At 58.1% G+C, this 26149-nt stretch carries 30 protein-coding genes; 19 read left to right on the forward strand and 11 right to left on the reverse strand.

Features of this window, described 5'->3' with window-relative positions:
- Positions 1 to 222: 222 nt before the first annotated feature.
- The 3 genes from KP808_RS08470 to KP808_RS08480 form a co-directional block, all read right to left on the reverse strand.
- Positions 223 to 780, reverse strand: a complete 558-nt coding sequence (locus KP808_RS08470) for a Smr/MutS family protein (protein WP_005755898.1) — start codon at positions 778 to 780, stop codon at positions 223 to 225.
- A 45-nt stretch (positions 781 to 825) separates the two neighbouring features.
- Positions 826 to 1143 (reverse strand): hypothetical protein, encoded by a 318-nt coding sequence (locus KP808_RS08475; RefSeq protein ID WP_058401994.1) that lies wholly within the window; start codon positions 1141 to 1143, stop codon positions 826 to 828.
- A gap of 149 nt (positions 1144 to 1292) precedes the next feature.
- Positions 1293 to 1883, reverse strand: coding sequence for a cysteine hydrolase family protein (locus KP808_RS08480; RefSeq protein WP_002552839.1), 591 nt, complete (start codon positions 1881 to 1883; stop codon positions 1293 to 1295).
- A gap of 262 nt (positions 1884 to 2145) precedes the next feature.
- Here KP808_RS08480 and prmB point away from each other — a divergent pair, with 262 nt between their 5' ends.
- On the forward strand, positions 2146 to 3054 hold the full coding sequence (gene prmB, locus KP808_RS08485; protein WP_122280322.1) for a 50S ribosomal protein L3 N(5)-glutamine methyltransferase: 909 nt from the start codon (positions 2146 to 2148) through the stop codon (positions 3052 to 3054).
- Between the two features lie 44 nt (positions 3055 to 3098).
- Here the strand turns inward: prmB and KP808_RS08490 are convergent, their stop codons facing one another.
- Both KP808_RS08490 and KP808_RS08495 read right to left on the reverse strand, forming a co-directional pair.
- A complete protein-coding gene (locus tag KP808_RS08490) occupies positions 3099 to 3902 on the reverse strand; it encodes a hypothetical protein (protein ID WP_080395078.1) in 804 nt (267 codons plus the stop codon).
- A gap of 101 nt (positions 3903 to 4003) precedes the next feature.
- Complete coding sequence (locus KP808_RS08495) at positions 4004 to 5032, reverse strand: alpha/beta hydrolase (RefSeq protein ID WP_058409746.1); 1029 nt, start codon at positions 5030 to 5032, stop codon at positions 4004 to 4006.
- Between the two features lie 141 nt (positions 5033 to 5173).
- On the opposite strand from KP808_RS08495, the gene aroC reads away from it, so the two are divergent.
- The 6 genes from aroC (at position 5174) to KP808_RS08525 (ending at position 10377) form a co-directional block, all read left to right on the forward strand.
- The gene (aroC, locus tag KP808_RS08500) at positions 5174 to 6265 is read left to right on the forward strand and encodes a chorismate synthase (RefSeq protein WP_230018095.1); all 1092 of its coding nucleotides are present in this window, start codon (positions 5174 to 5176) and stop codon (positions 6263 to 6265) included.
- A gap of 30 nt (positions 6266 to 6295) precedes the next feature.
- Positions 6296 to 7459, forward strand: a complete 1164-nt coding sequence (locus tag KP808_RS08505) for an MFS transporter (RefSeq protein ID WP_011168228.1) — start codon at positions 6296 to 6298, stop codon at positions 7457 to 7459.
- Positions 7456 to 8070, forward strand: coding sequence for a methylthioribulose 1-phosphate dehydratase (locus KP808_RS08510; RefSeq protein ID WP_058401998.1), 615 nt, complete (start codon positions 7456 to 7458; stop codon positions 8068 to 8070). Before KP808_RS08505 ends, KP808_RS08510 begins: the two co-directional genes overlap by 4 nt.
- 82 nt (positions 8071 to 8152) lie before the next feature.
- Positions 8153 to 8698 (forward strand): 1,2-dihydroxy-3-keto-5-methylthiopentene dioxygenase, encoded by a 546-nt coding sequence (locus KP808_RS08515; protein ID WP_054076416.1) that lies wholly within the window; start codon positions 8153 to 8155, stop codon positions 8696 to 8698.
- A 16-nt stretch (positions 8699 to 8714) separates the two neighbouring features.
- Positions 8715 to 9398, forward strand: coding sequence for an acireductone synthase (gene mtnC / locus KP808_RS08520; protein ID WP_230018097.1), 684 nt, complete (start codon positions 8715 to 8717; stop codon positions 9396 to 9398).
- Positions 9399 to 9654: 256 nt separating this feature from the next.
- Positions 9655 to 10377: a response regulator transcription factor gene (locus KP808_RS08525; RefSeq protein WP_058402000.1), complete on the forward strand. Its 723-nt coding sequence runs from the start codon at positions 9655 to 9657 to the stop codon at positions 10375 to 10377.
- 124 nt (positions 10378 to 10501) lie between these two features.
- Here the strand turns inward: KP808_RS08525 and KP808_RS08530 are convergent, their stop codons facing one another.
- Entirely contained in the window at positions 10502 to 10780 is a 279-nt protein-coding gene (locus tag KP808_RS08530; protein WP_002552849.1) for a DUF3509 domain-containing protein, read from the reverse strand.
- A gap of 347 nt (positions 10781 to 11127) precedes the next feature.
- On the opposite strand from KP808_RS08530, the gene KP808_RS08535 reads away from it, so the two are divergent.
- Both KP808_RS08535 and KP808_RS08540 read left to right on the forward strand, forming a co-directional pair.
- Complete coding sequence (locus tag KP808_RS08535) at positions 11128 to 11673, forward strand: ankyrin repeat domain-containing protein (protein WP_057402576.1); 546 nt, start codon at positions 11128 to 11130, stop codon at positions 11671 to 11673.
- A gap of 95 nt (positions 11674 to 11768) precedes the next feature.
- Positions 11769 to 12287, forward strand: a complete 519-nt coding sequence (locus tag KP808_RS08540) for a hypothetical protein (RefSeq protein WP_230018099.1) — start codon at positions 11769 to 11771, stop codon at positions 12285 to 12287.
- Here the strand turns inward: KP808_RS08540 and KP808_RS08545 are convergent.
- Positions 12284 to 13210, reverse strand: a complete 927-nt coding sequence (locus KP808_RS08545; RefSeq protein WP_004665830.1) for a ZIP family metal transporter — start codon at positions 13208 to 13210, stop codon at positions 12284 to 12286. The two genes, KP808_RS08540 and KP808_RS08545, sit on opposite strands and share 4 nt — an antisense overlap.
- Before the next feature lie 153 nt (positions 13211 to 13363).
- On the opposite strand from KP808_RS08545, the gene KP808_RS08550 reads away from it, so the two are divergent.
- From KP808_RS08550 to KP808_RS08585, 8 genes are all read left to right on the forward strand, one after another.
- Positions 13364 to 13555 (forward strand): PLDc N-terminal domain-containing protein, encoded by a 192-nt coding sequence (locus tag KP808_RS08550; RefSeq protein WP_002552853.1) that lies wholly within the window; start codon positions 13364 to 13366, stop codon positions 13553 to 13555.
- Positions 13556 to 13744: 189 nt separating this feature from the next.
- Entirely contained in the window at positions 13745 to 14605 is an 861-nt protein-coding gene (speE, locus tag KP808_RS08555; protein ID WP_058402003.1) for a polyamine aminopropyltransferase, read from the forward strand.
- 262 nt (positions 14606 to 14867) lie between these two features.
- Complete coding sequence (locus tag KP808_RS08560; protein WP_058409742.1) at positions 14868 to 16955, forward strand: LTA synthase family protein; 2088 nt, start codon at positions 14868 to 14870, stop codon at positions 16953 to 16955.
- 192 nt (positions 16956 to 17147) lie between these two features.
- Positions 17148 to 17384, forward strand: a complete 237-nt coding sequence (locus KP808_RS08565; protein ID WP_010197145.1) for a hypothetical protein — start codon at positions 17148 to 17150, stop codon at positions 17382 to 17384.
- A 247-nt stretch (positions 17385 to 17631) separates the two neighbouring features.
- The gene (locus KP808_RS08570; protein ID WP_058409741.1) at positions 17632 to 17973 is read left to right on the forward strand and encodes a ribonuclease E inhibitor RraB; all 342 of its coding nucleotides are present in this window, start codon (positions 17632 to 17634) and stop codon (positions 17971 to 17973) included.
- Between the two features lie 461 nt (positions 17974 to 18434).
- Complete coding sequence (locus KP808_RS08575; protein WP_002552858.1) at positions 18435 to 19844, forward strand: circularly permuted type 2 ATP-grasp protein; 1410 nt, start codon at positions 18435 to 18437, stop codon at positions 19842 to 19844.
- Positions 19845 to 19856: 12 nt separating this feature from the next.
- On the forward strand, positions 19857 to 20816 hold the full coding sequence (locus KP808_RS08580; protein ID WP_003378609.1) for an alpha-E domain-containing protein: 960 nt from the start codon (positions 19857 to 19859) through the stop codon (positions 20814 to 20816).
- Entirely contained in the window at positions 20813 to 21643 is an 831-nt protein-coding gene (locus KP808_RS08585) for a transglutaminase family protein (protein WP_002552860.1), read from the forward strand. The genes KP808_RS08580 and KP808_RS08585 overlap by 4 nt, the downstream gene beginning before the upstream one ends.
- 59 nt (positions 21644 to 21702) lie before the next feature.
- Here the strand turns inward: KP808_RS08585 and KP808_RS08590 are convergent, their stop codons facing one another.
- Complete coding sequence (locus tag KP808_RS08590) at positions 21703 to 22074, reverse strand: rhodanese-like domain-containing protein (RefSeq protein WP_058409740.1); 372 nt, start codon at positions 22072 to 22074, stop codon at positions 21703 to 21705.
- A gap of 608 nt (positions 22075 to 22682) precedes the next feature.
- On the opposite strand from KP808_RS08590, the gene KP808_RS08595 reads away from it, so the two are divergent.
- Entirely contained in the window at positions 22683 to 23411 is a 729-nt protein-coding gene (locus tag KP808_RS08595; RefSeq protein ID WP_219171197.1) for an amidotransferase, read from the forward strand.
- A 40-nt stretch (positions 23412 to 23451) separates the two neighbouring features.
- Here the strand turns inward: KP808_RS08595 and KP808_RS08600 are convergent, their stop codons facing one another.
- From KP808_RS08600 to KP808_RS08610, 3 genes are all read right to left on the reverse strand, one after another.
- Positions 23452 to 24423 carry a magnesium and cobalt transport protein CorA gene (locus KP808_RS08600; protein ID WP_058402006.1) on the reverse strand — a complete coding sequence of 324 codons (972 nt, stop codon included), beginning with the start codon at positions 24421 to 24423 and terminating at the stop codon, positions 23452 to 23454.
- A gap of 125 nt (positions 24424 to 24548) precedes the next feature.
- Complete coding sequence (locus KP808_RS08605) at positions 24549 to 25238, reverse strand: crotonase/enoyl-CoA hydratase family protein (RefSeq protein ID WP_044343812.1); 690 nt, start codon at positions 25236 to 25238, stop codon at positions 24549 to 24551.
- Positions 25239 to 25363: 125 nt separating this feature from the next.
- The gene (locus KP808_RS08610) at positions 25364 to 25657 is read right to left on the reverse strand and encodes a DUF6388 family protein (protein WP_004664517.1); all 294 of its coding nucleotides are present in this window, start codon (positions 25655 to 25657) and stop codon (positions 25364 to 25366) included.
- 162 nt (positions 25658 to 25819) lie between these two features.
- On the opposite strand from KP808_RS08610, the gene KP808_RS08615 reads away from it, so the two are divergent.
- On the forward strand, positions 25820 to 26149 hold the full coding sequence (locus tag KP808_RS08615) for an EthD family reductase (RefSeq protein WP_005731513.1): 330 nt from the start codon (positions 25820 to 25822) through the stop codon (positions 26147 to 26149).

A 26149-nucleotide genomic window follows, 5' to 3' on the forward strand; every position in this document is an offset into this window, starting at 1 on the left:
CGGATGTTGAGTCGAGTAGCAAAAATAGCGTTGTTCGCCGTCGTACTGTCGTCGGTTTCCGGCTGCTGGCCGTTTTGGCCAGGTCCGGGCGGACACGGCGGCGGCGGTGGGCATCATGAAGGGGGCGGACCTGGTGGGCCTGGTGGTCCCGGCGGTCCTGGTCCGCGCTGAGTAACACGCCGGGCAGCATATTGCTGTCCGGCAAGAGGGGCGCGAGGAGGATTACTCGTCGCGTCCTTCCATCATGGTGCGTCTGAGTATCACGTACACCGCACCCGCACCGCCATGCTTGGCCAGGCATGAACAAAAGCCCAGTACCTGCGAATGCTGACGCAGCCAGGTGTTGACGTGGCTTTTGATCATGGGGCGCTTACCGTCCAGGCGTACCGCCTTGCCGTGGGTAACACGTACGCAGCGTATTTCCAGTCGGGTCGCTTCCGCCAGAAACTCCCACAGCGTCTCACGCGCCACTTCGACGCTCATGCCGTGTAAGTCCAGGCTGCCTTCGAAGCTGATCTGCCCGAGTTTGAGCTTGCGCATCTGGCCTTCCTGCACGCCGTCGCGCGACCAGCTCAGGATATCTTCCGGACCGACATCGATTACGAATTGATCCGACAAACCGTCGACGGTCACCGAATCGGTGCGCACGGTCGCCGACTGACGCAGGCGGGCCAGCATTTTTCGATCGGTCTTGGGTTTGCCGACATCGGCGTGTTCATGCTTGAGCGGCTTTACGCCGCGCGTTTCGCTTCTGAACAGGGAAAAATCGTCGTCTTGCATGGGGCCTCCGCGAAGGAAGCCATTCTAACCGTTCATACGCGAGGGTCAGTTGTGTTTTTTCATCAGGTGCGCAGAGATACTCAAGCCGCTGGCACTGCGCTGACGACGGCAGCGGCGCCATAGCCAGACGCCCACGTACAGCACCAGCAACCCTCCGACAGCGACAAATGCGGCGCCTCCCGGGCTGGCATTCAGCTCGCCGAGCATCTGCGGGTGAATGGTCAGGCTGGATACACCGGCAACGGTCAGCAACACGCCTGACGCCACAAGAAGCAGCGCAATCAGCGTGCCGATGCGTTTGCCCCAGTTGCCCTGACCCCTTGGGCGCAGGCGACGTGCATCGAAACCATCTGACGTTTTCATGCCTTTTCCTCAATAGGTATCGGCTCAATGGAGTATCGGCGCTCTGACCCGGAGAAGAAGGGGTGGTTCCCGCCTCAGGGATGATACGAGCCGGCAAGGGATGGGCGGTTATGTGAATACGCCCACACAACCACTCGTTCCGGCGCAGATCAGATCAGGTCTTTGGTCAGCGCCAGTGTGGCGAAGTTGTCGGCCATGATCGCCATCTCGGTTCTGTGCACCACCTGTGCGCTGACGACGCCGTGCGGGCTCGGCAAGTCGCGGGTTGCGCAGGCATCGTCGACCAGTGTGCAGCGATAACCGTAGTCCTTGGTAGCGCGAACCGTGGTGCTGATGCTCGAGTGGCTCATGAAGCCGCAGACGATCAGGTCCAGATGACCCAGCTTTTGCAGAAGATCATGCAGGCCGGTGCCATTGAAAGCGTTGGGAAGGCGTTTTTCGACCAGATGTTCGTCGTCTTTTGGTAACAGCTCCGGCACCAGTTGACCGCGCTCGCCCTGTGGGTCGAACAGGCCGCCCACAGTGCCCAGATGGCGAATATGAACAATCGGGCACTTGACCGCACGGGCCTTCTCGACCAATTGGCAGATATTGGCCAGGGCTTCGTCGACGCCGGTCAGGGCCAGCGGGCCGCTGAGGTATTCTTTCTGGGCATCGATGATGATCAGCGTCGCATTGCTCAAATTGGCGGGCGCATGCACCCGGCCGCTGAGTTGGAACATGGTCTTTAAATCGGACATTCACGGGCTCCTTGGTGTGGGGCTTTTGTGACATTGTCCTCTGGCTGAGGCGTTCTGGGAATGGCAACCATCGCAGGCCACGGTTTTTATGGCCTGCAGGGCAGTTGGGGGTGAGGGTGGCTGGCGGTTTGCCTTGATGGCAGTACGCGAATCATGGAAACTTCCACGCCTATCGGGTACGAAGAATGTGCATTGTTCGGAACCAGACTTTTCACCGTGGCTCGTCTTACAGCAGCTCGTCGCCTTTTCAAGGAGTTTGTCCATGATCACTTCCCGTTTGCGTACCGTGCGCGACCATATACGGTGGGCCGTCAGCCGCTTTCACGAGGAAGACGTATTTTTCGGTCATGGCACCGACAATGCCTGGGATGAAGCGCGGCAGTTGGTGTTGGGCGCACTGCACCTGCCTTGGGAAATCGCCGACAGCTACCTCGATTGCCGCTTGGAAGTCGACGAAATATCCGAACTGCAACGCTTGATCAAGCGGCGCATCGATGACCGTGTGCCAACTCCATATCTGCTGGGCGAAGCGTGGTTCTGTGGCATGTCGTTCATTGTCGATGACCGCGTATTGATCCCGCGCTCGCCTATCGCCGAGCTGATCGAAGAGCGCTTCGCCCCCTGGCTGGCCGACGAGCCGGCACGGATTCTCGACCTGTGCACCGGCTCCGGTTGCATCGGTATCGCCTGTGCCGATGAGTTTCCGCAAGCTGAAGTGGCGCTGGCTGACCTGTCTTATGACGCGCTTGAGGTGGCTAACCAGAACATCGAGCGTCACGGCATGGAGGACCGCGTCTATACAGTGCAGGGCGACGGGTTCGACGGTTTGCCGGGTCAGCGCTTCGACCTGATCGTGTCCAACCCGCCCTATGTGGACGCCGAAGACTTTGCCGACATGCCCGACGAGTATCAGCACGAGCCGGAGTTGGCGCTGGCCTGTGGCAGCGATGGTCTGAACCTGGTACGTCGTATGCTTGCCCAGGCAGCCGATCACCTGAACGAGAAAGGCTTGCTGATCGTCGAAGTAGGCAACAGCCAGGTGCACGTGCAGGCGCTGTACCCGGAAGTCGATTTTGCCTGGCTGGATTTCCAGCGGGGTGGTCACGGCGTGTTCATGCTGACTGCAGAACAGTGCCGCAACCATCAGGCGTTGTTCCAGTCGAAGGTTTGATAGGGAAGACTAAGAGAAGGGGGAGCTGAGATCAGCTCCTTTTTTCATCGGTGGGTCGCGATCCAGATCAGCAGTCCCGCCTGAAACACCGCGAAGGTCACCAGGCAGGCAATCGTGAAGCGCAGACCGGCGTCCTCGCGCTTGTACTTGCCGACCCGGTCCTCGTGCTGGCGAATGGTCACTTCCTGTTCGATCAGGTTCTTCTCGGCCTTCTCCAGCATTTGCGAGGCTTCGAGAATTTCGATGATCTGCACCTTGTCGTTGTTCCAGGTGCTGTGCAGGTTGCCGACGTGTACGTCCTTGATGGTGCCTTTCATGTGCTGGGCATCGGCGTACGCCACTTCAAAACCCAGGGTGCGCAGAAAGTGGTCACGGCGCAGGCGTGTGTCTTCGTTCAGGCCGTCCTTGCTCGCCAGCGCTACGCCTTCGATCTTGTAGGATGACCATCTTTTCTGCGCCCAATGCACGGCATGGGCAATCATGAAACGACCGATGCCGCGGTTCCACGGCTCGATCTGCAAGCCTGATTCGGGACCGAAGCGCACAGTGCGCTTTTCGTGGTCGGCCCAGACGTCCAGATTGTTCTGTTCCTTGCGAACCCGCTGGCCTGGCAGCTGCACATTGATGCGCAACAGGCTCAATTCCTTGCTGTGCCGCTCGGCACGGCCAAACTGCACAAAACGCAAGGGTCGCCCACCCGTGGCGCGGTCGGTGGGCTGTGGTGCCAGACGCAACATCTGAAAGTTCTCGGGCAGAACGTCTTCCCACGGCTGCGGCGGTGCCTGAACCTCGGCTTCGGCGCTTTCGGGTGCTGCAGTGGTTTCAGTCATGATATTCGCGTCAGTCATAATGGTGTCCTTTCCTGGGCCTTGCACCGGAATACTTGCAACGGAACAAGAAGCCAGCAAACCGCTATCGGCCAGATATCCCAAGACTGAAGGGCCTGCAATTATCTGGCGTCAGATTTTTTTTCCGGGTGGGGCAGGGCCTTGATGAAGGCCAGGATCCGCTTGGTCACTTCACTGGCCAGCGGCTGGGTCGGGTTGCGGTAGGACAACAACTGCTGCTGTAGATCGTCGGGCACGATACGCAGCACATGATTCATCCCGTCGATCAGGGCCAGCTCGGCATCCGGTCTGGCTTTTTGCAGCAGCAGGGCATCGCCCACGCCTACCTGAATGTCGTTGCGCCCCTGAACGATCAGCGCCGGAATGTGCACTGCAGCGAAGGCTGCGGCGGGGTCCTGGCGAAACAGCGAGATCAGATACGGCTGGACACTGGGGCGAAATACCACTTCCAGCTCGGCGGGCACGTTGTCATCGGTCTTGCCCGCCTTGAGTTCATCGAGCAACTGATTGCTGCGTTGCAGCAGGTCCGGTGGCAAGCGCTCCTGAAACTGTTCGCGCAGCACCTGATCGACAGGCCGTCCGGTGCCGGCCACGGAAATCAGCGCCGCTGCACCCACTTTTTCAGCCGCCAGCGTCGCCACCAGCGCACCCTCGCTGTGGCCCAGAAGGATCAGCTGGCCAAGGCGCGGGTTGGCTTTGAGCGCTCTGGCCCAGAGTTGAACGTCGGCCACGTAGCGCTCGACGCTCAGATTGCGTTCATCCGGCGTGACGGCCTTGCTGGCTGCGACGCCGCGTTTGTCGTAGCGCACGCTGGCGATATTGTTTTTGGCCAGAATCACCGCCAGGCGTTTCATGCTGTCGTTGCGTCCACCCTCTGGGTTGTTGCCGTCGCGGTCGGTGGGGCCGGAACCGGCGATGATCAGCACCACCGGGACCGGTTTGTCCGAACGGGGCATCAGCAGGGTGCCGTACAGTTTGCCGTTTTCGGTATCCACCGTGATCGGCCGCTGCACCACGCTGGGCGCCGCAGCACTGGCTGTTCCGGCGATAAGGCTCAGGGTCAATGTTATCGGCAGGGCCAGCAGACGCAGCGCGTTTGATACTCGAAGCAGGGAATTACCGGATAACATCGCAAGGCCATCATAGGGAGAGTCTCGCTTGGACGCACGGCGTGACAGAAGGTTCGAGGATGAACTGAACCGCGAGCCTGCGTATACTGGCGCGCTTGGTTTAACGATCTGGTTTTTTGGCTGATTTTTCGGAGCGCCCGCATGTCCGGCAACACTTTCGGCAAGCTGTTCACTGTCACCACCGCCGGCGAAAGCCACGGCCCGGCGCTGGTCGCTATCGTCGACGGCTGCCCGCCGGGGCTGGAGCTGGACCTGCAAGACCTGCAGCGCGATCTGGACCGGCGCAAGCCAGGCACCAGCCGCCACACCACGCAGCGTCAGGAGGCCGATGAGGTCGAGATCCTCTCCGGCGTCTTCGAGGGCAAAACCACCGGTGCCTCCATAGGCCTGCTGATCCGCAACACTGACCAGAAGTCCAAGGACTACTCGGCCATCAAGGACCTGTTCCGTCCAGCCCATGCCGATTACACCTACCACCACAAGTACGGTATCCGCGATTACCGCGGCGGCGGTCGCAGTTCGGCACGGGAAACCGCCATGCGCGTGGCAGCGGGGGCGATTGCCAAGAAATACCTGGCAACCCAGGGCATCGTCATTCGCGGCTACATGAGCCAGTTGGGCCCGATCCAGATCCCGTTCAAGACCTGGGATTCGTTAGAAGACAACGCGTTTTTCTGCCCCGACCCTGACAAGGTGCCGGAACTGGAGGCCTACATGGATCAGTTGCGTCGTGATCAGGACTCGGTCGGTGCGAAAATAACGGTGGTGGCCGAAGGCGTAATGCCCGGCCTTGGCGAGCCGATCTTTGATCGTCTGGACGCCGAACTGGCCCACGCGCTGATGAGCATCAACGCGGTCAAGGGCGTGGAGATCGGTGCCGGTTTCGACTGCGTTGCACAACGCGGCACCGAGCACCGCGACGAGATGACCCCACAGGGTTTCCTGTCCAATCAGGCGGGCGGCATTCTTGGCGGCATTTCCTCGGGCCAGCCGATCATTGCGCATCTGGCGCTCAAGCCAACCTCCAGCATCACCACGCCGGGGCGTTCGATCGATACCGATGGCAACGCGGCCGACGTCATCACCAAAGGTCGGCACGACCCGTGTGTCGGCATTCGCGCCACACCGATTGCCGAGGCCATGATGGCCATCGTGCTGCTCGATCATCTGCTGCGTCATCGCGGTCAGAACGCCGATGTCAGCGTCAATACGCCTGTGCTGGGGCAGTTGTAATGCACACTGTCACGGTCGCGGACTGCTAGCGTGACGCAAACATCCGGCGGACAGCTTCCTTACTGGCGGCTGTCCGGCTTTTACGTGTGCTATTTCGCCTTGCTCGGCCTGTCTGCGCCGTTCATGGCCCTCTATCTTCATCACCTGGGTTTTTCCAGCTCACGCATAGGCGAACTGATCGCCATCCCCATGCTGATGCGCTGCGTTGCGCCCAATCTCTGGGGGTGGCTGGGTGATCACACCGGTTGGCGTCTGACCATTGTGCGTTCTGGCGCCATCTGCACGTTGTTGGCGTTTTCGCTGATTCTGGTCGAAAAAAGCTATGCCTGGCTGGCGATGGTCATGGCGCTCTATGCATTCTTCTGGCACGCCGTCCTTCCGCAGTTCGAAGTCATCACCCTCGCGCACCTGCAAGGCCAGACCTCGCGCTACAGCCAGATCCGCCTGTGGGGCTCGATCGGTTTCATTCTGGCGGTCGTGGTGCTGGGACGGGTGTTCGAATGGTTCAGTCTGGATCTGTTTCCTTACATCGCACTGGCGATCATGGCCGGTATCGTTGTCAGCAGCTGGTGGGTGCCGAATGCGCATCCCTCGCCGTCGAGCCGTGAAACAGTGTCGGGCGGCTTTCTCAGGCAGCTGGCGCGTCCCGGTGTCTTGGCGTTCTACCTCAGTGTCGCGCTGATGGTGCTCAGCCATGGGCCGTATTACACCTTTTTGACCCTGCACCTCGAAGCGCTCGGTTACAGCCGTGGCCTGATCGGCCTGCTATGGGCGGTCGGCGTGGTGGCTGAAGTGCTGATGTTCATGGTCATGAGCCGGATTCTGCAGCGTTTCTCCGTGCGCCAGGTACTGTTCGTCAGCTTTCTGCTGGCCGCATTGCGCTGGCTGCTGCTGGGGCTGTTTGCCGATTACCTGACCGCGCTGCTGATTGCCCAGGTGATGCACGCCGCCACGTTCGGCAGCTTTCACGCCGCTGCCATTCATTTCGTGCAAAGTAGCTTTGGCCCGCGTCAGCAAGGACAGGGGCAGGCGCTGTATGCCGCACTGTCAGGCGTGGGTGGCGCGTTGGGTGCTCTGTATTCCGGTTACAGCTGGAACGCTCTGGGGCCAGCCTGGACGTTTGCCATTGCCAGCCTTGTCGCCTTTGCCGCAGCCATCATGATTATCACACCCAAGAAAGAGGAAGGTGTATGAGCCGCGAACAACTTAGCGTGGAAATAATCGAGGCCGGACGCTTCCTGTATGGCCGCGGCTGGTCGCCTGCCACCAGCAGCAATTACTCCGCGCGTCTTTCAGCCACCGAGGCGCTGCTGACCGTATCCGGCAAGCACAAGGGCCAGTTGGGTCCTGACGATGTGCTGGCTACCGATATGGCAGGCAACAGCCTGGAGCCCGGCAAAAAACCGTCTGCCGAAACCTTGCTGCATACCCAGTTGTACAGCAGCAGGCCGCAGGTCGGCGCCGTGCTGCACACCCACTCGGTGAATGCGACGGTGCTGTCCAGGCTGACTGCCGCAGATCATCTGGTGTTCGAGGATTACGAGCTGCAGAAGGCCTTTAATGGCGTGGTCACTCATCAGTCGCAGGTCGTGGTGCCGATTTTCGACAACGATCAGGATATTGCCCGTCTTGCCGCAAAAGTGCAGCCTTGGCTGGACGCCCATCCCGAGTGCGCTGGCTACCTGATCCGCGGTCACGGTCTCTACACCTGGGGGGCGAAAATGAGCGACGCCTTGCGCCAGATCGAAGCGTTCGAGTTTCTGTTCGAATGCGAGCTTAAAATGCGCGCGGTATTGAACCGTTGAAAACGTCGTATTAAAACCAGCCTGTAAGCCTGACCTGCCTGTAAAAGCCGGAAGGTGGTGCCCCAAACCGAGGATTCATGCCATGAGCAGCCTGTCCGTTTATCACGTTTCAAGCCCTGACACGCCCAACAAGGTGCTGACCCATCTGGAAGATATTGCTTCGACGCTGGCCGAACACGGCGTGGCGTTCGACCGCTGGGAAGCGGCAGCGCCGATTACCCCCGGTGCCAGCCAGGAAGAAGTGATCAGCGCCTATCGTACCCAGATCGACAAGCTGATGACCGAGCATGGTTATGTCACCGTAGACGTCATCAGCCTCAACAGTGACCACCCGCAGAAAGCCGAACTGCGCGCCAAATTTCTTGAAGAGCATCGGCATGGTGAGGACGAAGTGCGTTTTTTCGTCGCCGGACGCGGCTTGTTCACATTGCACATCGACGACTATGTGTACGCCGTGCTGTGCGAAAAGAACGACCTGATTTCCGTACCGGCCGGCACCCGGCACTGGTTCGATATGGGCGAGAACCCGCATTTCGTTGCCATCCGCCTGTTCAACAATCCGGAAGGCTGGGTGGCGAATTTTACCGGTGAAGACATTGCTGGCCGTTTTCCACGGCTGGAAGATTGACAGGAGCCCGATTCTGATGCCCATCAAAGCTATCCTCACGGATATTGAAGGCACCACCAGCGCAGTGAGTTTCGTTTTCGACGTGCTGTTTCCGTTTGCCAAAAAGCACCTGCCCGGGTTCGTTCGGCAAAACGCCGGACAACCGGCAGTGGCGTCGCAGCTGCAAGCAGTACGCACCGAGGCCGGCGAGCCTGATGCCGATGTCGAGCGGGTTATTGCAATACTGCTGGAATGGATTGCCGAAGACCGCAAGGCCACGCCGCTCAAGGCGTTGCAGGGCATGGTCTGGGAGCAGGGCTATAACGCCGGACAGCTCAAGGGCCATGTTTATCCGGATGCTGTCGATGCCTTGAAACACTGGCATCAACAGGGCTACAGGCTTTACGTTTATTCCTCGGGCTCAATTCAGGCTCAGCAATTGATTTTCGGCTGTTCCGAGGCGGGCGATCTGTCCGGTTTGTTCAGTGGTTACTTCGATACGACGTCCGGCCCCAAGCGCGAAACGCAGTCCTACCGGACGATTGCGCAGGCAATCGAGTGTCCTGCCGAGGACATTCTGTTCCTCTCGGATATCGTCGAAGAGCTCGACGCAGCGAAGGCCGCCGGCATGATCACCTGCGGTCTGGCGCGTGACGGCGGGGTGCTTGCGGGTCACAAACATGTGGGCAGTTTCGCGCTCATCGACCCTGCTTCTTTCTAAACGACGTCAGCCTGTCGTGCGCGGCATTGTCCTGATGCCGCGGTATGAAAATCTGCCCGCCGCAAGGCTTGCACGCTATTTTCTGTAAGGAGCGTCCTGCTTTTGAGTGGGACGTTGCCTACCTGAAAGTGCGTTGAATCTGTTTGTTCTGCTCGTCATTCTTCAACGCGATTATTCGTGTAAGTTCTGCGCCCATCGTCCCCTGAGTCACGGACAACACCTGTACCGATTCACGGGCGCATAAGGAGCGGCAGCGATGTGCAGTGCCATTACAGAAAGCGCAAGCAGGGACTTATTGATACAGCAGATGGTGAGCACGATCAGCGAACTCGATGGCCAGACCGCTATCGAGAATGCCCTCGAATGGCTAAGGCGCGAATGCAACAGTGAGCGGGCGATGTTCTATCAGTTCAAGGGCCCGGTGCTGCTGACGTTCATTACCTGCAATATCGATGATGCCTGGGGTCAGGCTTACCGCCAGCGCGGGTTGATCACCCAGGACCCGGTCATCCGTTGTTATCGCAACCAGCTGGGGTTTGTGAACTGGCAGGATGCATTCAGACAATATCCGGTGTCAGCGTGCTACGAAGAAATCGTCGATACGTGCGAACTGCTTCCGGCCATTTCCTACGGCTACACGAACCATTGTCGTGGTGCCGACAGCGTGACGTCGGTTTGTACGCTGGGTGAAGTAGGGCGAGCGATCTCCGCTGAACAAAAATACCTCATGAGCAGTCTCATGCCGGTGCTGCACAGTGTTGCGCGGGGTTTGAAGTTCTGTTCTCGCGGTTTGACCCATCGGGAGCTGGAGGTACTGCAGTGGGCCAGGGATGGAAAAACTGCCTGGGAGATCTCAATGATCCGCGACGTGTCGGAGTCGACGGTGAAGTATCACCTCAAGACCATCTATTCCAAGCTGGGTGTCGCCAATAGGGCGCAGGCGGTAGGCGAAGCGCTGTGCCGGGGGCTTATCAGGTAATAGACACCTGAAAACGCGGGCAAAAAACGCGGGCAAAAAAAAGCCGCGAGAACAAAGTGTAATCGCGGCAAACAAGGGATGAGAGAGCGTACAGCGGGTGCCACCTGTCAAGGCGGCGGGAAAATCAACGAGTGTGGTAAGTCGGCAGGTCAAAGCGATGCTGACTTTGCAGCATCGAAATAGCTGGCAACTCGCTGGCTTGTGCAGCCAGGTCGCGGCGGATAGCGCTGATTACCCATTCCAGTTGAACCGGAGTGTGCAACTGAGCATAAGACACGGAGCGACGGATCTGCTTGCCATCGTGAGTACGCAGTGACAACAGGACACCACCATCAGGACGTGGCTGGGTGGTAACGGTGTAGTCGGAGAATACGGAAGCGAATTTTTCTTGAATAAAGGTCATGTCAGGCGGCTCCATTGCTCATGGGATAATAAGCTTGGAAGTACTATTGCAGTGTCTGTGCCAGTCTTTGCACTTGAATTAAATCCTTTAAAATCAACGACTTGAAATATTCTCTATTTTAAGGCTTCGTGCATTTTGCATGAACACCCTTCGTGCGCCCTGCATTTTGCCGTTTCCTGCACGATGGGTATCGGGCAGAAGAGGGATTGCATGGATTGCGGTGATCAGGAGCAAGCATTGCGCATCTGCATCGATGCTGATCGAACAGCTGGCGAGACTTGAGGTCAGTGTGTGTATCGACGCCGGGTCAACGCATGCCCGGAGTACCGTGCGCAAAGGAGTAGTTAATGACCGATACAGATATCAGCGCTTCGAAAACCATGACTGAAGACGAAGCCGCCGAGTTCGCCGAGCAGGTATTCGATGTGGCTCGCCAGGGAAATGCAGTCATGCTGGAGCGTCTGCTTGAAAAAGGCCTGCCCGCAGACCTGCGCAACCACAAGGGCGATACGCTGCTGATGCTGGCCAGCTACCACTGCCATGCGGATGCGGTCCGTGTGCTGCTGAACCACAAGGCTGACCCTGAAATTCGTAACGATAATGGCCAGAGCCCCATCGCTGGCGCAGCGTTCAAGGGTGATCTGGCGGTGGTCAGGTTGCTGGTCGAGGCGGGTGCCGATATAGACGGTGCTTCTGCCGATGGCCGTACCGCATTGATGATGGCGGCGATGTTCAATCGCAACGAGATAGTCGATTACCTGATCAGTCAGGGCGCGGACCCGCATGCCACTGATGCCAAGGGCATCACTGCACTGGGCGCCGCTCAGGCAATGGGCGCGACCGTCACCATTGATCAACTGATCAAACTGGGCGTACAGCCGGCCCGGTCCTGATGCCGAGTGCTTTCAGGGCATGAACACATAGAGGCGCGATGGATTTACCGTTATCCTTCGCGCCTCTTTTTTTGCCCGCTATCAGGATCGCTCCCATGAAAGACTCACTGGTCGAATTAATCAGCAAAGTCAGCTCCGGCTGCATGGGCGATGATGAAATCGTGCGTATTGCCGATGAAGCCGCGCAGGCGTATGCCGACCCGCAGGCGTTTCTGGCCGCCAACCCTGATATCAACTACGACGACACCTTTCCGATTCCGCTGGGCGAATGGGTGGTGGTGGGCAGTCTGCCGGAAACCGTGCTGTTCCAGGCCGACAGCTATGTGGGCCTGTTCGAGCAGATCGTGCAGTCATTCGGCAAGGACGTCACGTTCAATATCAAGCCGAAACAACTGGCCAAGGTCGAACCACTGGTAGCGCTCAACCGGATTCAGATTCAATTGAGCAGCATGAACAAGGACATGGGCGGCTATGTGCTGATGAACTTCAGCCAGCCGCTGGATGACGAACTGCAAGCGGTGCTGGTGTATGGCCGTGACGAGGAGCGGGTGCTTGAACTGGCAGCGTTGGCCGGCATCCATGCCGCACCCGCGCTAAAGGCATTGCGCGGTTAACCCAGCGCCGTATCGAGAAACATCATTACCGCGAAGCCGCCCATCAGACCGAGCGTTGCCGAGGTCTGATGGCCGTTGCGGTGGGTTTCCGGGATGACTTCATGGGACACCACGAAGATCATCGCACCTGCCGCCAGCCCCATGCTCAGCGGGTAGGCGATGGCAAACCCGCTGGAAATACCCAGGCCCACCAGCGCGCCCAGCGGCTCCATGAGTCCGGAACCGATGGCCACCAGCATTGCCTTGAAGGCCGACAGGCCGGTTGCGCGCAGGGCCAGCGCAATGGCCAGGCCTTCAGGAATGTCCTGAATGGCGATGGCGGTGGTCAATGGCAGACCGACATTCATGTCGCCGCTGGCGAAACTGACGCCAATCGCCATGCCCTCAGGCAGGTTATGCAGGGTGATCGCCAGCACGAACAGCCAGACCCGACTGATTCGCTCTGAATGAGGGCCCTGACGGCCCACGCTTTCATGCTCGTGCGGGGTGAACTTGTCCAGCCCAAGCATCAACAGCACACCCAGACCCAGGCCGGTCACTACCGTCGCAGCTGCCCAGGGGCCGCTGTCGGTTATGCCCCTGGCGGCCTCCAGCCCTGGCAGTATCAGCGAGAACGAGCTGGCAGCCAGCATCATGCCAGCGGCAAAACCGAGCATGATGTCCTGAGCGCGTTGCGAAACGTTGCGCAGGGCGACCGCCATGACTGCACCCAGCGCCGTCGCCAGGAAACCGGCCGTGCCGCCCAGCAATGCATGATTGAAGTTGACCTGGCTGGTGCCATAGAAGGCATTGTAAAGACTGATGCCGCCGAGGCCGACGACGATCAGCAGAGCAAGGGCGAAACCCAGGCTCACCAGCGGGCTGCCCTGAAGATGGTTGAACCATGTCGCCCAGGGCGTTCGGGGTTGTGCGGGCGTTGGCATGAAGAAGGCTACCTGTATAAGGGTTGAACGCGATAATGAATGAAAAGCAAAGTCGACCCCGGTTGGGAGCCCGAGAATATAAGGTTGGTTCAACGGAACCCCCGAACGGCGCAACTATCCTAGGAAGGTAAGCATTCAATTAGGGGCAACACCATGGGTTCTAGCTTCAACGGCCTGGTCGGCTTGATCATTCTGGCGCTCGATATCTGGGCCATCATCAATGTCTTGAAAAGCGGCGCCGAGACCGGCAAGAAAATTCTCTGGGTATTGTTGATCGTGCTGTTGCCTGTTGTGGGCCTGATCATCTGGGCAATCCTCGGACCGCGCGGCAACGTGCGAATCTGACACGCCGGCAGGTTGGTAGCGAACGCTTGATTACCTTGGGTAATCAGGCGTTTTTCGTTCATGGGCCAAGGCATTTGCAAGCAAGACGCTGCACAGAGGTTCGACCTGTCATGTTCCTCGACGTAGAATGCGCGCCTTTGTTGTGGGCGGTCGGCCGTCCTGTCATCAGTACCCAGCGGGAGCTTACCCATGAGCGATTATCAGGAAACGTTATACGAAGGCTACGGCCAGCGCTTTCGTATGGAAAAAATGCTTCACGAAGTGCGTACCGAGCACCAGCATCTAGTGATCTTCCAGAATCCGCGCATGGGCCGCGTCATGGCTCTGGACGGCGTCATCCAGACCACCGAGGCGGATGAGTTCATCTATCACGAAATGCTCACTCACGTGCCGATTCTGGCTCACGGCGCAGCCAAGCGTGTACTGATCATCGGCGGCGGCGATGGCGGCATGCTGCGTGAAGTGGCCAAGCACCTGACGGTGGAACATATCACCATGGTCGAGATCGACGCCACGGTGGTCGAGATGTGCAAGGAGTTCCTGCCCAATCACTCCAGTGGCGCTTTTGACGATTCGCGCTTGAACCTGGTCATCGACGACGGCATGCGCTTTGTCGCGACCACCGAAGAGAAGTTCGACGTGATCATCTCTGACTCCACTGATCCTATCGGTCCGGGTGAAGTGCTGTTTTCGGAGAACTTTTATCAGGCCTGCCATCGCTGCCTGAACGAAGGCGGCATTCTGGTTACCCAGAACGGTACGCCTTTCATGCAGTTGAGCGGTGTGCAGACTACGGCCGGGCGTATGAACGGTCTGTTTGCCGACTGGCATTTCTATCACGCAGCCATCCCGACCTACATCGGCGGTGCAATGACCTTTGCCTGGGGCTCGACCGACAAGAGCTATCGCAAACTGCCGCTGGAAACCCTGCGTCAGCGTTTCTCGGGCAGCGGTATTGTTACGCGTTATTACAACCCAGAAGTCCACATTGGTGCGTTCGCCTTGCCGCAGTACGTTCTGCAGGCCGTGGGCAAGGCCAGCAACGACTGATCAATCGATCTGACGTTCACCGGCCGGGTTGCCCTGAACGCCGCCTGAGAGGCGTTCAAGCGCGCAACTGGCGACAGAAATTTCACACTTTTTGTCCCAGAATTGCGCGCGAAGCTGAACAGGCACGCGTATTCATGGGCCGCCCCGGCCCCTGGCGACCTGCAATCAAGTAATATCTGCGCCCTGTCGTACGCCGCCCGCCCTCGGGGAGGGCGGTGCTGCACCCTGAACCTACCCCTGAATCCACCGGATCCTGACAACCATGGCTAAAACGGACGCCCAGATTCATCGGCAAGCCCGCCTGCTAAACCCGACTGTCAAATCGCATCTGGCTTACATCCTGCTCAGCGGTTTCGCTTTGATGGTGATGTACACGCTGCTGCGTATCGGTCTGCTGGTCTACAACCGCGAGATGATTGGCGACACGCCAGCCTCGACATTCCTTGAAGCACTCTTCAACGGCACGCGTTTCGACCTGCGCCTGACCATGTATCTGCTCATTCCGTTGGTGCTGTCGCTGTTCAGCGCCCGGGCCATGGCGGCACGCGGGTTCTTCCGGTTCTGGCTGACCCTGGTCGGCAGCATCACGCTGTTCTTCGGCTTGATGGAAATGGACTTCTACCGCGAGTTTCACCAGCGCCTGAACGGCCTGGTGTTTCAATACGTCAAGGAAGACCCAAAGACTGTCCTGAGCATGCTCTGGTACGGTTTTCCGGTGGTTCGCTACCTGCTCGCCTGGGCAATCGTGACCTGGCTGTTGAGCCTGGTGTTCAAGGGCATCGACCGCCTGACGCGGCCACGCCTCGTAACGACTAAGGGCACCCAGACGGTCAGCACAGTTGCGCCGTGGTACATGCGCATTGGCGTTTTCGTGCTGGTATTACTGGTTATGGTGGTGTGCATCCGTGGCACCCTGCGCCAGGGCCCGCCGCTGCGTTGGGGTGACGCTTACACCACCGATTCCAACTTCGCCAATCAGCTGGGCCTGAACGGCACACTGACCCTGATTACGGCGGCCAAGAGCCGTATGTCCGAAGATCGCGACAACATCTGGAAAGCCACGCTGCCACAGGCCGAGGCGCAACAGACTGTGCGCGACATGCTGCTGACCTCGCATGACAAGCTGGTCGAACCGGATATTGCGGCTGTGCGTCGTGACTTCACGCCACCGGCAGAGAACACCTTGCCGATCCGCAACGTGGTCGTGATCCTGATGGAAAGCTTCGCCGGTCACTCGGTAGGGGCGCTGGGCAACGATGCCAACATCACGCCGTACTTTGACAAGCTGTCCAAGGAAGGCCTGCTGTTCGATCACTTTTTCTCCAACGGTACCCACACCCATCAGGGCATGTTCGCCACCATGGCGTGCTTCCCGAACCTGCCGGGCTTTGAGTACCTGATGCAGACGCCAGAGGGCAGCCATAAGCTGTCGGGCCTTCCGCAATTGCTGAGCGCGGGTCGCAACTACGATGACGTCTATGTCTATAACGGCAACTTCGCCTGGGACAACCAGTCGGGTTTCTTCAGCAACCAGGGCATGACCAATTTTGTCGGTCGCGAGGACTTCGTCAATCCGGTGTTCTCCGATCCGACCTGGGGCGTTTCCGACCAGGACATGTTCGACCGTGGCGCCCAGGAGCTCAAAGCCCGTCAGGACGGCAAGCCGTTCTATGCGCTGCTACAGACCCTGTCCAACCACACGCCGTACGCGTTGCCGGACCCGCTGCCGGTCGAGCGTGTGACCGGACACGGCTCGCTGGATGAGCATTTGACTGCCATGCGTTATGCCGACTGGGCGCTGGGACAGTTCTTTGAGAAGGCCAAAAAAGAGCCTTACTACAAGAACACCCTGTTCGTGGTGCTGGGCGACCACGGTTTCGGCAATGACAAGCAGTTGACTGAAATGGACCTGGGGCGTTTCAACGTGCCATTGCTACTGATCGGGCCTGGTGTACAAGAGAAATTCGGCCAGCGCAGCAGCATTGTCGGCACGCAGGTTGACGTCGTGCCAACCATCATGGGCCGTCTGGGTGGTCTGAACCGCAACCAGTGCTGGGGCCGCGATCTGCTGAACCTGCCGGAAGGCGACAAGGGTTTTGGCGTGATCAAGCCGTCGGGCAGTGAGCAGGTGGTCGCGATCATCAGCGGCAACCGCATTCTGATCGAGCCGACAGAAATGCCGGCCAAGCTGTTGACCTACACGCTCGGTGCCAAGCCGTCTGCCGAAGAAGTGCCTGATGCACCTGACACTCAGGAGCTCAAGCGCAAGCTGGAAAGCTTCCTGCAGACCGCCACCAAGAGCCTTCTGGACAACACGGCCGGTGTCGAGGCCAGCAAGAACCGTAACTGACCATGACTGACTTGTCCGGGTAACCGGCAAGTCGGATCAGCAGCACACAAAAGGCCCTCGGCATCCATTGCGAGGGCCTTTTGTCTTGCCCGTCATCGCGGGCTTTCCGGCTTAATTCGTTGGAACGAATGCGTGGGCCAAAAGGTCCTTATCACATAAGCCAGAGTGCCTGGCTTCGTTCTGGAGGCATTGATGAAAAAGTGGGTCATTTCGTATCTGGACAAGGACGGCATGCAGCAGCACCTCGAGGCCGATTTTGAACAGCATCCCAGTGACGAGCAAGTTGCACGTCTCCTGCGCAAGGACCTGTATCCAGTCACCGATGAGCTGGATCTCAATGATCTTGACGGGCGCACCGACGAGCCTACGGTGAAAACGCTCAAAGACCATAACAGTGTGCGGATCATTTCCATTACAGAAGTTGCCTGACCTGCGGTGATTCAAAAAGCTTTTCGTGGCAACCACTTGGCATTCGACCCACGATGGGTCTACTCTGCAGACGAGGCTGTTCAAACGGCCTCTGACATCTCGATACCGACCTGTGCCAAGCCTGGTCTGGTCAGCTACATGCTTGATTCCCCACGCCGGATTATCTGTCGTGCGGCGGCCCCCGATGATTCGGCGGTCGCTCTGGAAGAGTTGAAACTCTATCTATCGTTGCATAGGAGGACGTTTCATGAGCACAGCCTATCAAGAGGACATCAGCAGTAACGTACTGCGCCGCATGAAAGAAGGCGGTTTTGATTTCGCGCGAATCTATCCCATCGAGTTTTACGCCATCTTCCCGGACGAGGAGCGGGCACGGCAGGCCGCAGAGCAATTTCGCGGTGAATCCCTCAATACTCAGGTAAACGTACGTGATGACGGTAACTGGCACTTGCAATTGAGCAAAGTGATGTATGCCACTTATGACGGTATCGGTGATTTCGAGCAGGACTTTCAGATGGTGATTTCACCCATGGGCGGTGAGGTCGAAGGTTGGGGCGTCACTCAGGAGATCAGAAGACTGCATGCTTGATGGCTTTTGATTGTCAGGCAACACATTACCGGCTGATTCGGGATACGTTCTGGATCGGCCGGTTCTGTTTTCGGTTCGCGTTCATAAACAGTGGTCAAAAAAAAGCCACTCAAACGAGTGGCTCAAAGGGAAGTCTGTTTAAAATCCGCATGCGTTCTTCGCCTGCTGGACAAAATAACGGTTAGCGCAAAAACGGCGTTTGGTGCCCTGTTTGCTCGGTTGCTGTGGAGTGTGGCGAACTAATGTTGTTGGCGGAAATCAACTCTGACTATGCTGATCATAGATTTCACGGTTGAATGACGCTTCCGAATGAGGCGCGAAATAATCGGCTTGGGCGTTTAGTGCACAGGAATGGTGCGTAGAACGTCGAGTGTTTACCTAACCTTTTGAAATTAAAGCGTTTATGCCGGTGGCACGGGCTTTGCGATGGTCTTGGTGTCCATGGTGACAAGGAGTACGGCATGATCCGCACCTTTTATGACGAGATGTACGATGCGGGCGGCGTAGTCCGTCCGCACTATCGGGAGTTTGCCCGCTGGCTGGGTGATACGCCTCCCGAGCTTTTGGCTCAACGCAGGCGCGAAGCCGATCTGCTGTTTCATCGCGCCGGTATCACGTTCACGCTCTATGGCGATGAGCAGGGCACCGAGCGGCTTATTCCTTTCGACACCATCCCGCGCAGCATTCCCGCCAGCGAATGGCGTGTTGTCGAGCGTGGCTGTATTCAGCGCGTCAAGGCGCTGAACATGTTTCTGGCGGATCTTTATCACGACCAGCGGATTATCAAGGCCGGAATCATTCCTGCCGAACAGGTGCTGGCCAACGAGCAATATCAGTTGGCGATGCAGGGCCTGAACCTGCACCGCGATTTGTATTCGCACATTTCCGGCGTCGATCTGGTGCGCGACGGTGATGGCACGTATTACGTGCTGGAGGACAACCTGCGAACCCCGAGCGGCGTGAGCTACATGCTCGAAGACCGCAAGATGATGATGCGTTTGTTCCCGGAGCTGTTCTCGGCCCAGCGCATTGCACCGATCGATCACTATCCGAACCTGTTGCTCGACACGCTCAAGAGTTCCAGCCATCTGGACAACCCGAGTGTTGTGGTGCTGACGCCCGGGCGTTTCAACAGCGCCTTTTTCGAGCATGCGTTTCTGGCTCGCGAGATGGGGGTCGAGCTGGTTGAAGGTGCCGATCTGTTTGTTCGCGACGACCGCGTGTTCATGCGTACCACCGACGGTCCCAAGGCTGTCGATGTTATCTACCGTCGGCTTGACGATGCATTCCTTGATCCGCTGGCGTTCAACCCTGATTCCATGCTGGGCGTTCCCGGGCTTCTGGCAGCGTATCGCTCCGGCAATGTGGTTCTGGCCAATGCCATTGGTACCGGCGTTGCCGATGACAAGTCGGTTTATCCGTATGTCACCGACATGATTCGCTTCTATCTGGACGAAGAGCCGATTCTCAAGAACGTGCCGACCTGGCAGTGCCGTAAGCCGGAAGAGCTGTCACATGTGCTGGCCAACCTGGGCGACCTGGTTGTCAAGGAAACCCAAGGCTCCGGGGGCTACGGCATGCTGGTCGGCCCTGCAGCGACCGCCGCCGAGATCGAAGCCTTCCGGGCGCGTCTCAAGGCCAAGCCACACGCGTACATCGCCCAACCCACCTTGTGCCTGTCGACCTGTCCGACCTTTGTCGAAAATGGCATAGCCCCGCGACATATCGATCTGCGCCCCTTTGTTCTGTCCGGTCGCGAAACCCGCGTCGTACCTGGCGGGCTTACCCGAGTGGCCTTGCGTGAAGGCTCACTGGTGGTCAATTCGTCACAGGGTGGCGGAACCAAAGACACCTGGGTGGTCGAGGATTAAGGATGCCTGCCAATGTTAAGTAGAACTGCCTCTGATCTTTTCTGGATGTCGCGTTACCTGGAGCGAGCGGAGAACCTCGCCCGAATGCTGGACGTGAGCTATTCACTGTCGTTGATGCCGCAGGACGGGCGGGGCGACGGGCTGGATGAAATAGCCATGCCGTTGCTGATTACCGGAACGCTGGAAACCTACATCGAGCGTCATGGTGAACTGCATGCCGAGCGCATGCTGCATTTCTTTGCGCTGGACGCGACCAACCCGGCCAGCATCTATAGCTGCCTGGGTGCCGCAAGGGCCAGCGCGCATGCCGTGCGCGGGCGTATCACTGCCGACATGTGGGAGAACATCAACTCCACCTGGCTGGAAATTCGCGGCATTGCTCAACAGGGCCTGACCCGTTACGGCATGAGTCGCTTTTGCGAGTGGGTCAAGGAGCGTTCGCACCTGTTCCGTGGTGCGACCTACGGCACCATCATGCGTAACGATGCGTTCCGTTTCATTCGTCTTGGCACGTTCATCGAGCGCGCTGACAACACCATGCGCATGCTCGATGCCCGCTATGAGATGCTCGAACTGCGCGGGCCACAGGCCAATGCCGCGGCGGACAACTCGGCTGCCGGGTACTACCAGTGGAGCGCCTTGTTGCGCGCACTGTCCTCGTTCGAGGCTTACACTGAAGTCTATCGGGATGCGCCAGGTGCGCGTCAGGTTGCCGAACTGTTGCTGCTGCGTGCCGACATTCCTCGCTCGTTGCGCGCCTGTCTGGAAGAGATGGACGTCATTCTGGCCAGTCTGCCCGGCGTCAATGGCCGACCTGCGCAGCGCATGGCCGCCGAGATGGACGCAAGATTGCGCTACACCAGTATCGACGAGATTCTGGACGAGGGCCTGCATGAGTGGTTGAACGAATTCATTCCAATGCTGGCCCAACTGGGTGATGCCATCCACACTTCGTACCTGGAGGCTGCATGAGACTTTCCATAAGCCATGAGACCACCTATCACTACGATGATCAGGTGCGTTCAAGTATCCAGTATCTGCGCCTGACGCCTCACGACAGTGAGCGCCAGCAGGTGCTCAGCTGGCAATTGACGTTGCCGCGCCCGGTGCGCGCGCAGATTGATCCTTTCGGCAATATCCTGCATGTCCTGAGCCTGGAAGAGCCGCACGAGGCGATCATCATCGGCGCTCGCGGGCAGGTGGAAATCGACGAAACCCGCGAAGCCGAGCACGAAAGCCAGTCGGCGTTGCCGTTTTTGCGCGTTACCCGGCTGACCGAGCCTGACGAAGCGATTCGCAGTTTCGCGGCCAGGGAGTGTCGCAAGCGCGCTGACCGCAGCGCATTGATCGACTTGATGCAGGCGCTCAACCAGCACATGACCTACACGCAGGGGGCGACCGAAGTCGACACCAGTGCCGCTCAAGCCTTCGCCGGACGCTCGGGAGTCTGTCAGGACCATACCCACGCCTTTCTGGCCTGCGCCCGCAGTCTTGGGGTTCCGGCGCGTTATGTGTCCGGTTATCTGTGCAGCGAAGACAGCGAACATTTGTCCAGTCACGCCTGGGCCGAAGCGTGGATAGACGACGCCTGGTACAGCTTCGATGTCACTAACCAGCTGGCCATTCCCGAACGTCATTTGAAGCTGGCGGTAGGGCTGGACTATCTGGATGCTTGTCCGGTGCGCGGCATGCGCCGGGGTGGCGGGTCTGAACAGATGCACGCCAAGGTCGTGGTTTCACCCATGACCGGTACGCCAAAAGTGAAAACCCGAGTGCAGGTCCAGGCGCAGCATCAGTAGCGCGTAAGCACTGATCTGCGCGTCGCTGAAATGGCCGGAATTGAATCTCCGGCCATTGCTTATTCAGCGGGGTCGTCGGTGGTGCTGTAGAGCGCGTTGTGCAGCTCTTCGTAATTACCGCCATTGATGACGCTGAAATAGCCCGCCGCCCTGAGCTTTTCCTGAGCCTTGTCGGCTTTGCTGTCGGTGCTGCTGAAAATGACGAACACCGCATTGCGGTCGTTGAGCACCTGCTTCATCTGATTGACCAGCCGCCGGTCATCGACCCGTACTGCATTCAATACTGTGCCAGCGTCATAGTCGGTCTGGCTGCGTACATCCATCGCCAGTTTGCCTTCCTTGAGCGCAGCCACCGCTGCAGCCTGATCTACCATGCCCGCGTGGGCTGCGAAGCTGCTGAAAAGTGCAAAAACAGCAATCCATTGGCGCATAGGCGCGTCTCCTTCAGTCGAGTGGAAAGAGTGGCACAGTTACACACTGACCGAAAGCGTGTCAGATCAGCCGAACAACCTGTTCAGGTTAGGCACGATCAATAACAGCGCAGTGGTAAAGAGGATTAATCCCGCCTGACGTACTTTGGAGTGCTTGAACTTGAACATGGCTGACCGCCTTTTGTTGTTATTCCTGTGCGACAGAAGCAGGTCGATTCTGCAACGTAGAGAGTCGACTGCTGGCAAGGTTGCGCGTTGAACAGGTGGGCCCGGTCATTTGACCGCTGGCCCGTGCGCTGAAAGGATTTTGCGCGCTTCCTGTTACAGATTTAACAATAGAGCCGAGGTGCCCCACGCCTTAGAACGGTTGGGAATTTAAACGTGTACTTATCCAACTTAACGTTATCAATCAACTGCTCGCCAGAGGCACAGGCCTTTGCTAGACGCTTCATTCACATCGGTCAGCTTTGCACCGTTCGTCTGGGCCAGACTTTTCCTACGCCCATTAAACCTCCGACAAGGCGCGGGGTGCTGCTTGATTTGCCGAAGCCTTCAAGGCAGGCTCTGCCCGTGCGCTATTGCCTCATCATTGCTTCAGGGCCTCTTTTATGTCTTTACGCATCTGTATTCTGGAAACCGACAACCTGCGACCGGAACTGGTCGAGCAATATCAGGGGTACGGGCGGATGTTCGAATTGCTCTTCGCTCGCCAGCCGATTGCTGCAGAATTGACCGTTTACAACGTGGTGCAAGGGGACTATCCACCTGCAGACGAGCAGTTCGATGCTTATCTGGTGACCGGCAGCAAGGCAGACTCATTTGGCACCGACCCGTGGATTCAGACCTTGAAGGTCTATCTGCTGGAGCTGTATCAGCGCGGCGAAAAACTGCTTGGTATCTGCTTCGGTCACCAGTTGCTGGCCTTGCTGCTGGGCGGCAGGACCGAGCGTGCCGTACAGGGTTGGGGCGTCGGTATTCATCACTATCAATTGGCACCCGCCAGACCGTGGATGACGCCAGCAATGGACAAGCTCACGTTGCTGATCAGCCATCAGGATCAGGTGACCGCGCTGCCCGAGAACGCAACGGTGATTGCGTCCAGCGAGTTCTGTCCATTTGCGGCCTACCATATCAATGATCAGGTGCTGTGTTTCCAAGGCCATCCCGAGTTCATTCACGAGTTTTCCCGGACCTTGCTTGATCTTCGTCAGGAAGCGCTGGGCGAGCAGGTTTACCGGCAAGGTGTTGCCAGCCTGGATCACGAGCATCACGGGGCGACGGTGGCAGAATGGATGATGCGCTTTGTGGCGCACAAGCCGGAAAAACAGTCCGTCTGACCCGGCGCATGGCCGTCTGAACGGGAATGCGGTGGCGGTGCTATAGCCAGCCAGAGCGCTTGAAGCTGGCGAACAGCGCCGTACACCCGCCCAGAATGACGCCCAGCACGATGAAGTAGCCGTATTCCCACTTGAGCTCCGGCATGTTCTCGAAGTTCATGCCATAGATGCCGGCAATTGCGGTTGGAAAGGCCAGAATCGCTGCCCAGCCAGCGAACTTGCGCTGCACGATGCTTTGCCGCGAGGACTCCAGCAACAGGCCGATTTCGATTGTCTGGCTGGCGATGTCACACAGGTTGCCCAGGTCTTCCATCTGCCGCTTGACGTGAATTTCCACGTCGCGAAAGTAGGGGCGCATGTTCTTGTCGATGAAAGGGAAACTGAGTCTTTGCAGTTCTTCACCCACTTCCACCATCGGCGCTACGTAACGGCGCATGCGTAAAAGATCACGGCGCAGTGCATGAATGTGCTGGATGTCGGACTCGCGCAATGAGCCGCCGATGACACTTTGCTCCAACAGCTCAAGTTCGGTATGGATGGCTTCGGTCACCGGTTGATAGTTCTCGGTCACGAAGTCCAGAAGGGCGTACAGCACGAAGTCTTCGCCGTGTTCCAGCAGCAGTGGTCGTGCTTCGCAGCGCTGACGCACCAGCCCGTAGGACTTGGAGTGGCCGTTGCGTGAGGTGATGATGTAGCCCTTGCCCGCGAAGATATGGGTTTCGATGAACAGCAGCTTGCCGTTTTCGCGTACCGGCGCGTAGGTCACGATAAACAGCGCATCGCCAAAGGTTTCCAGCTTTGGACGGCTGTGAACCTCCATGGCATCTTCAAGGGCCAGTTCATGCAGGTTGAACTGTTCTTTCAGGCTGGTCAGTTCCTCATTACTGGGCTGCTCCAGGCCGATCCAGACGAAATGATCGGGTTTGGCGGCCCAGGCGGCACCCTCATCAAGGGTTATATCGCGGACTTTTTTGCCTTTGCTGTACACCGCTGCTGCAACAACTCGACCCATGGCGCTATCGCTTCTTCAATATGTCAGTGGCGCAAAAAAACATGCGCGGTAGCTGATCAGATTGATCAAATGCGTATGAGTTCGCCGGTAAACAAAAGCCCGCGCGGGCGGGCTTCGATTGGGTATCACAGCATGTGTTGCCGATCCTGCTCGATAGCTGCATCCAGTGTATCGAGCAAGGCTTTTCTGACCTTGAGTTTGGTCTTCTTGTGCGCGCTCATGTTGATCTTCTTCAACTGTGCGGCGACCGCAAGTGCGGTGCCTTGCAGTTCATCGACGCTGACCACCTTGTCCAGGAAGCCGGCGGCCATCGCTCCTTCAGGGTCGAACATTTCGGCGTTGATCACCGAGCGATTGAAGGCTGATTTACGCAACCGGTCACGCGCCAGTTCGATGCCGGCGTGGTGCATGGGCATGCCGATCTGTACTTCGTTCAATCCGATACTGAATGGCCCTGCGACACCGATTCGATAATCGGCGGACAGCAGCAAAAAGGCACCCTTGGCAACGGCGTGGCCGGGGCAGGCGACAATGATCGGGAAGGGGTGCGACAGCATTCTGCGCGCCAGGGTGGAGCCCTGAGCAACCAGATTGATCGCCGCTTCGGCGCTCGAGGTCATCACCTTGAGATCGTAGCCACCCGAGAGAATCCCGGGCTGTCCGGTGACGATCACTATTGCCCGGTCCTGTTCGGCCTGATCCAGCGCAGCATTGAACGCGATGATTACGTCCGGGGAAATGGCATTGACCTTGCCGTTGTTCAGGGTCAGCGTGGCGACACCGTCGTCCAGATGGTACGAGACCAGATCACTCATGACGTGATTCCTTTATTGAAGTGAGCAGACGTTACTCACCCATAAGGAACAGGTAAAGCGCTGACTGATGAGTCACTCGGTAGATCGCCAATCAATGGCCGATTTACCCTCAACGGCGGCTCGGGTCACGGCTGGATATCGTTGAAGCCGCAATATTCTTCCCAGTCCATGCCCAGCGCTTCGGCTACCTGGCGGTGTGCTTCAAGGCGCATGCTCTGCAACTGTTCGGGCGACTCGGCAATCAGTTCCAGCGCCAGTTCCCAGGTCTCGATGCCCTGGCTCTCGGCCTCGTCTTCAAAAGCCCACTGTAATTGCTGCTTTTGCTCTTTCGGGCTCAACGCGCTGATTTCGTCCTTCAGGGTCGGATGGGTCGCGAGGTATTTCGCCAGCGCGGCCTCGTTCCACTCAAGCGTATTCATGCGGGGTTCCTCAAAATGGTTCGATAGCCAGGCTGCTTTTCAGGGCAGGGGGCAAGACGGCGTGATTGTGAGGGAGCACGTCATTGATGTCAGCACCCGGCCGCAATAATCGCTAGAGTGTTCAGACGAATGTATTGATCCTTCACTCAGGAGCCTATCAAGATGATTAAAGTCAGTGTGCTGTATGCGTATGAAGAGGGTGCCCGTTTCGACCACGATTACTATCGCGACAAACACTTGCCGCTGGTGCAAGAGCTGATGGGCAGTTACTGCAAGGGCTACAGCGTCGACAGAGGCATAGGCGGAGCAACGCCGGGCTCGGAGCCTCGGTATATCGGCATGTGCCACATCTATTGCGATTCCATAGAAGACTTTGAAGCCGGCATGGGGCCGCATTCAAAGCAGATCAATGCCGACATCACCAACTACACCGACCTGATCCCGGAGATACAGATCAGCGAAGTGCGTGCCGATGTGAAAACCGCGCCATAG

Source organism: Pseudomonas savastanoi (assembly GCF_020917325.1).
Lineage (GTDB): Bacteria > Pseudomonadota > Gammaproteobacteria > Pseudomonadales > Pseudomonadaceae > Aquipseudomonas > Aquipseudomonas amygdali.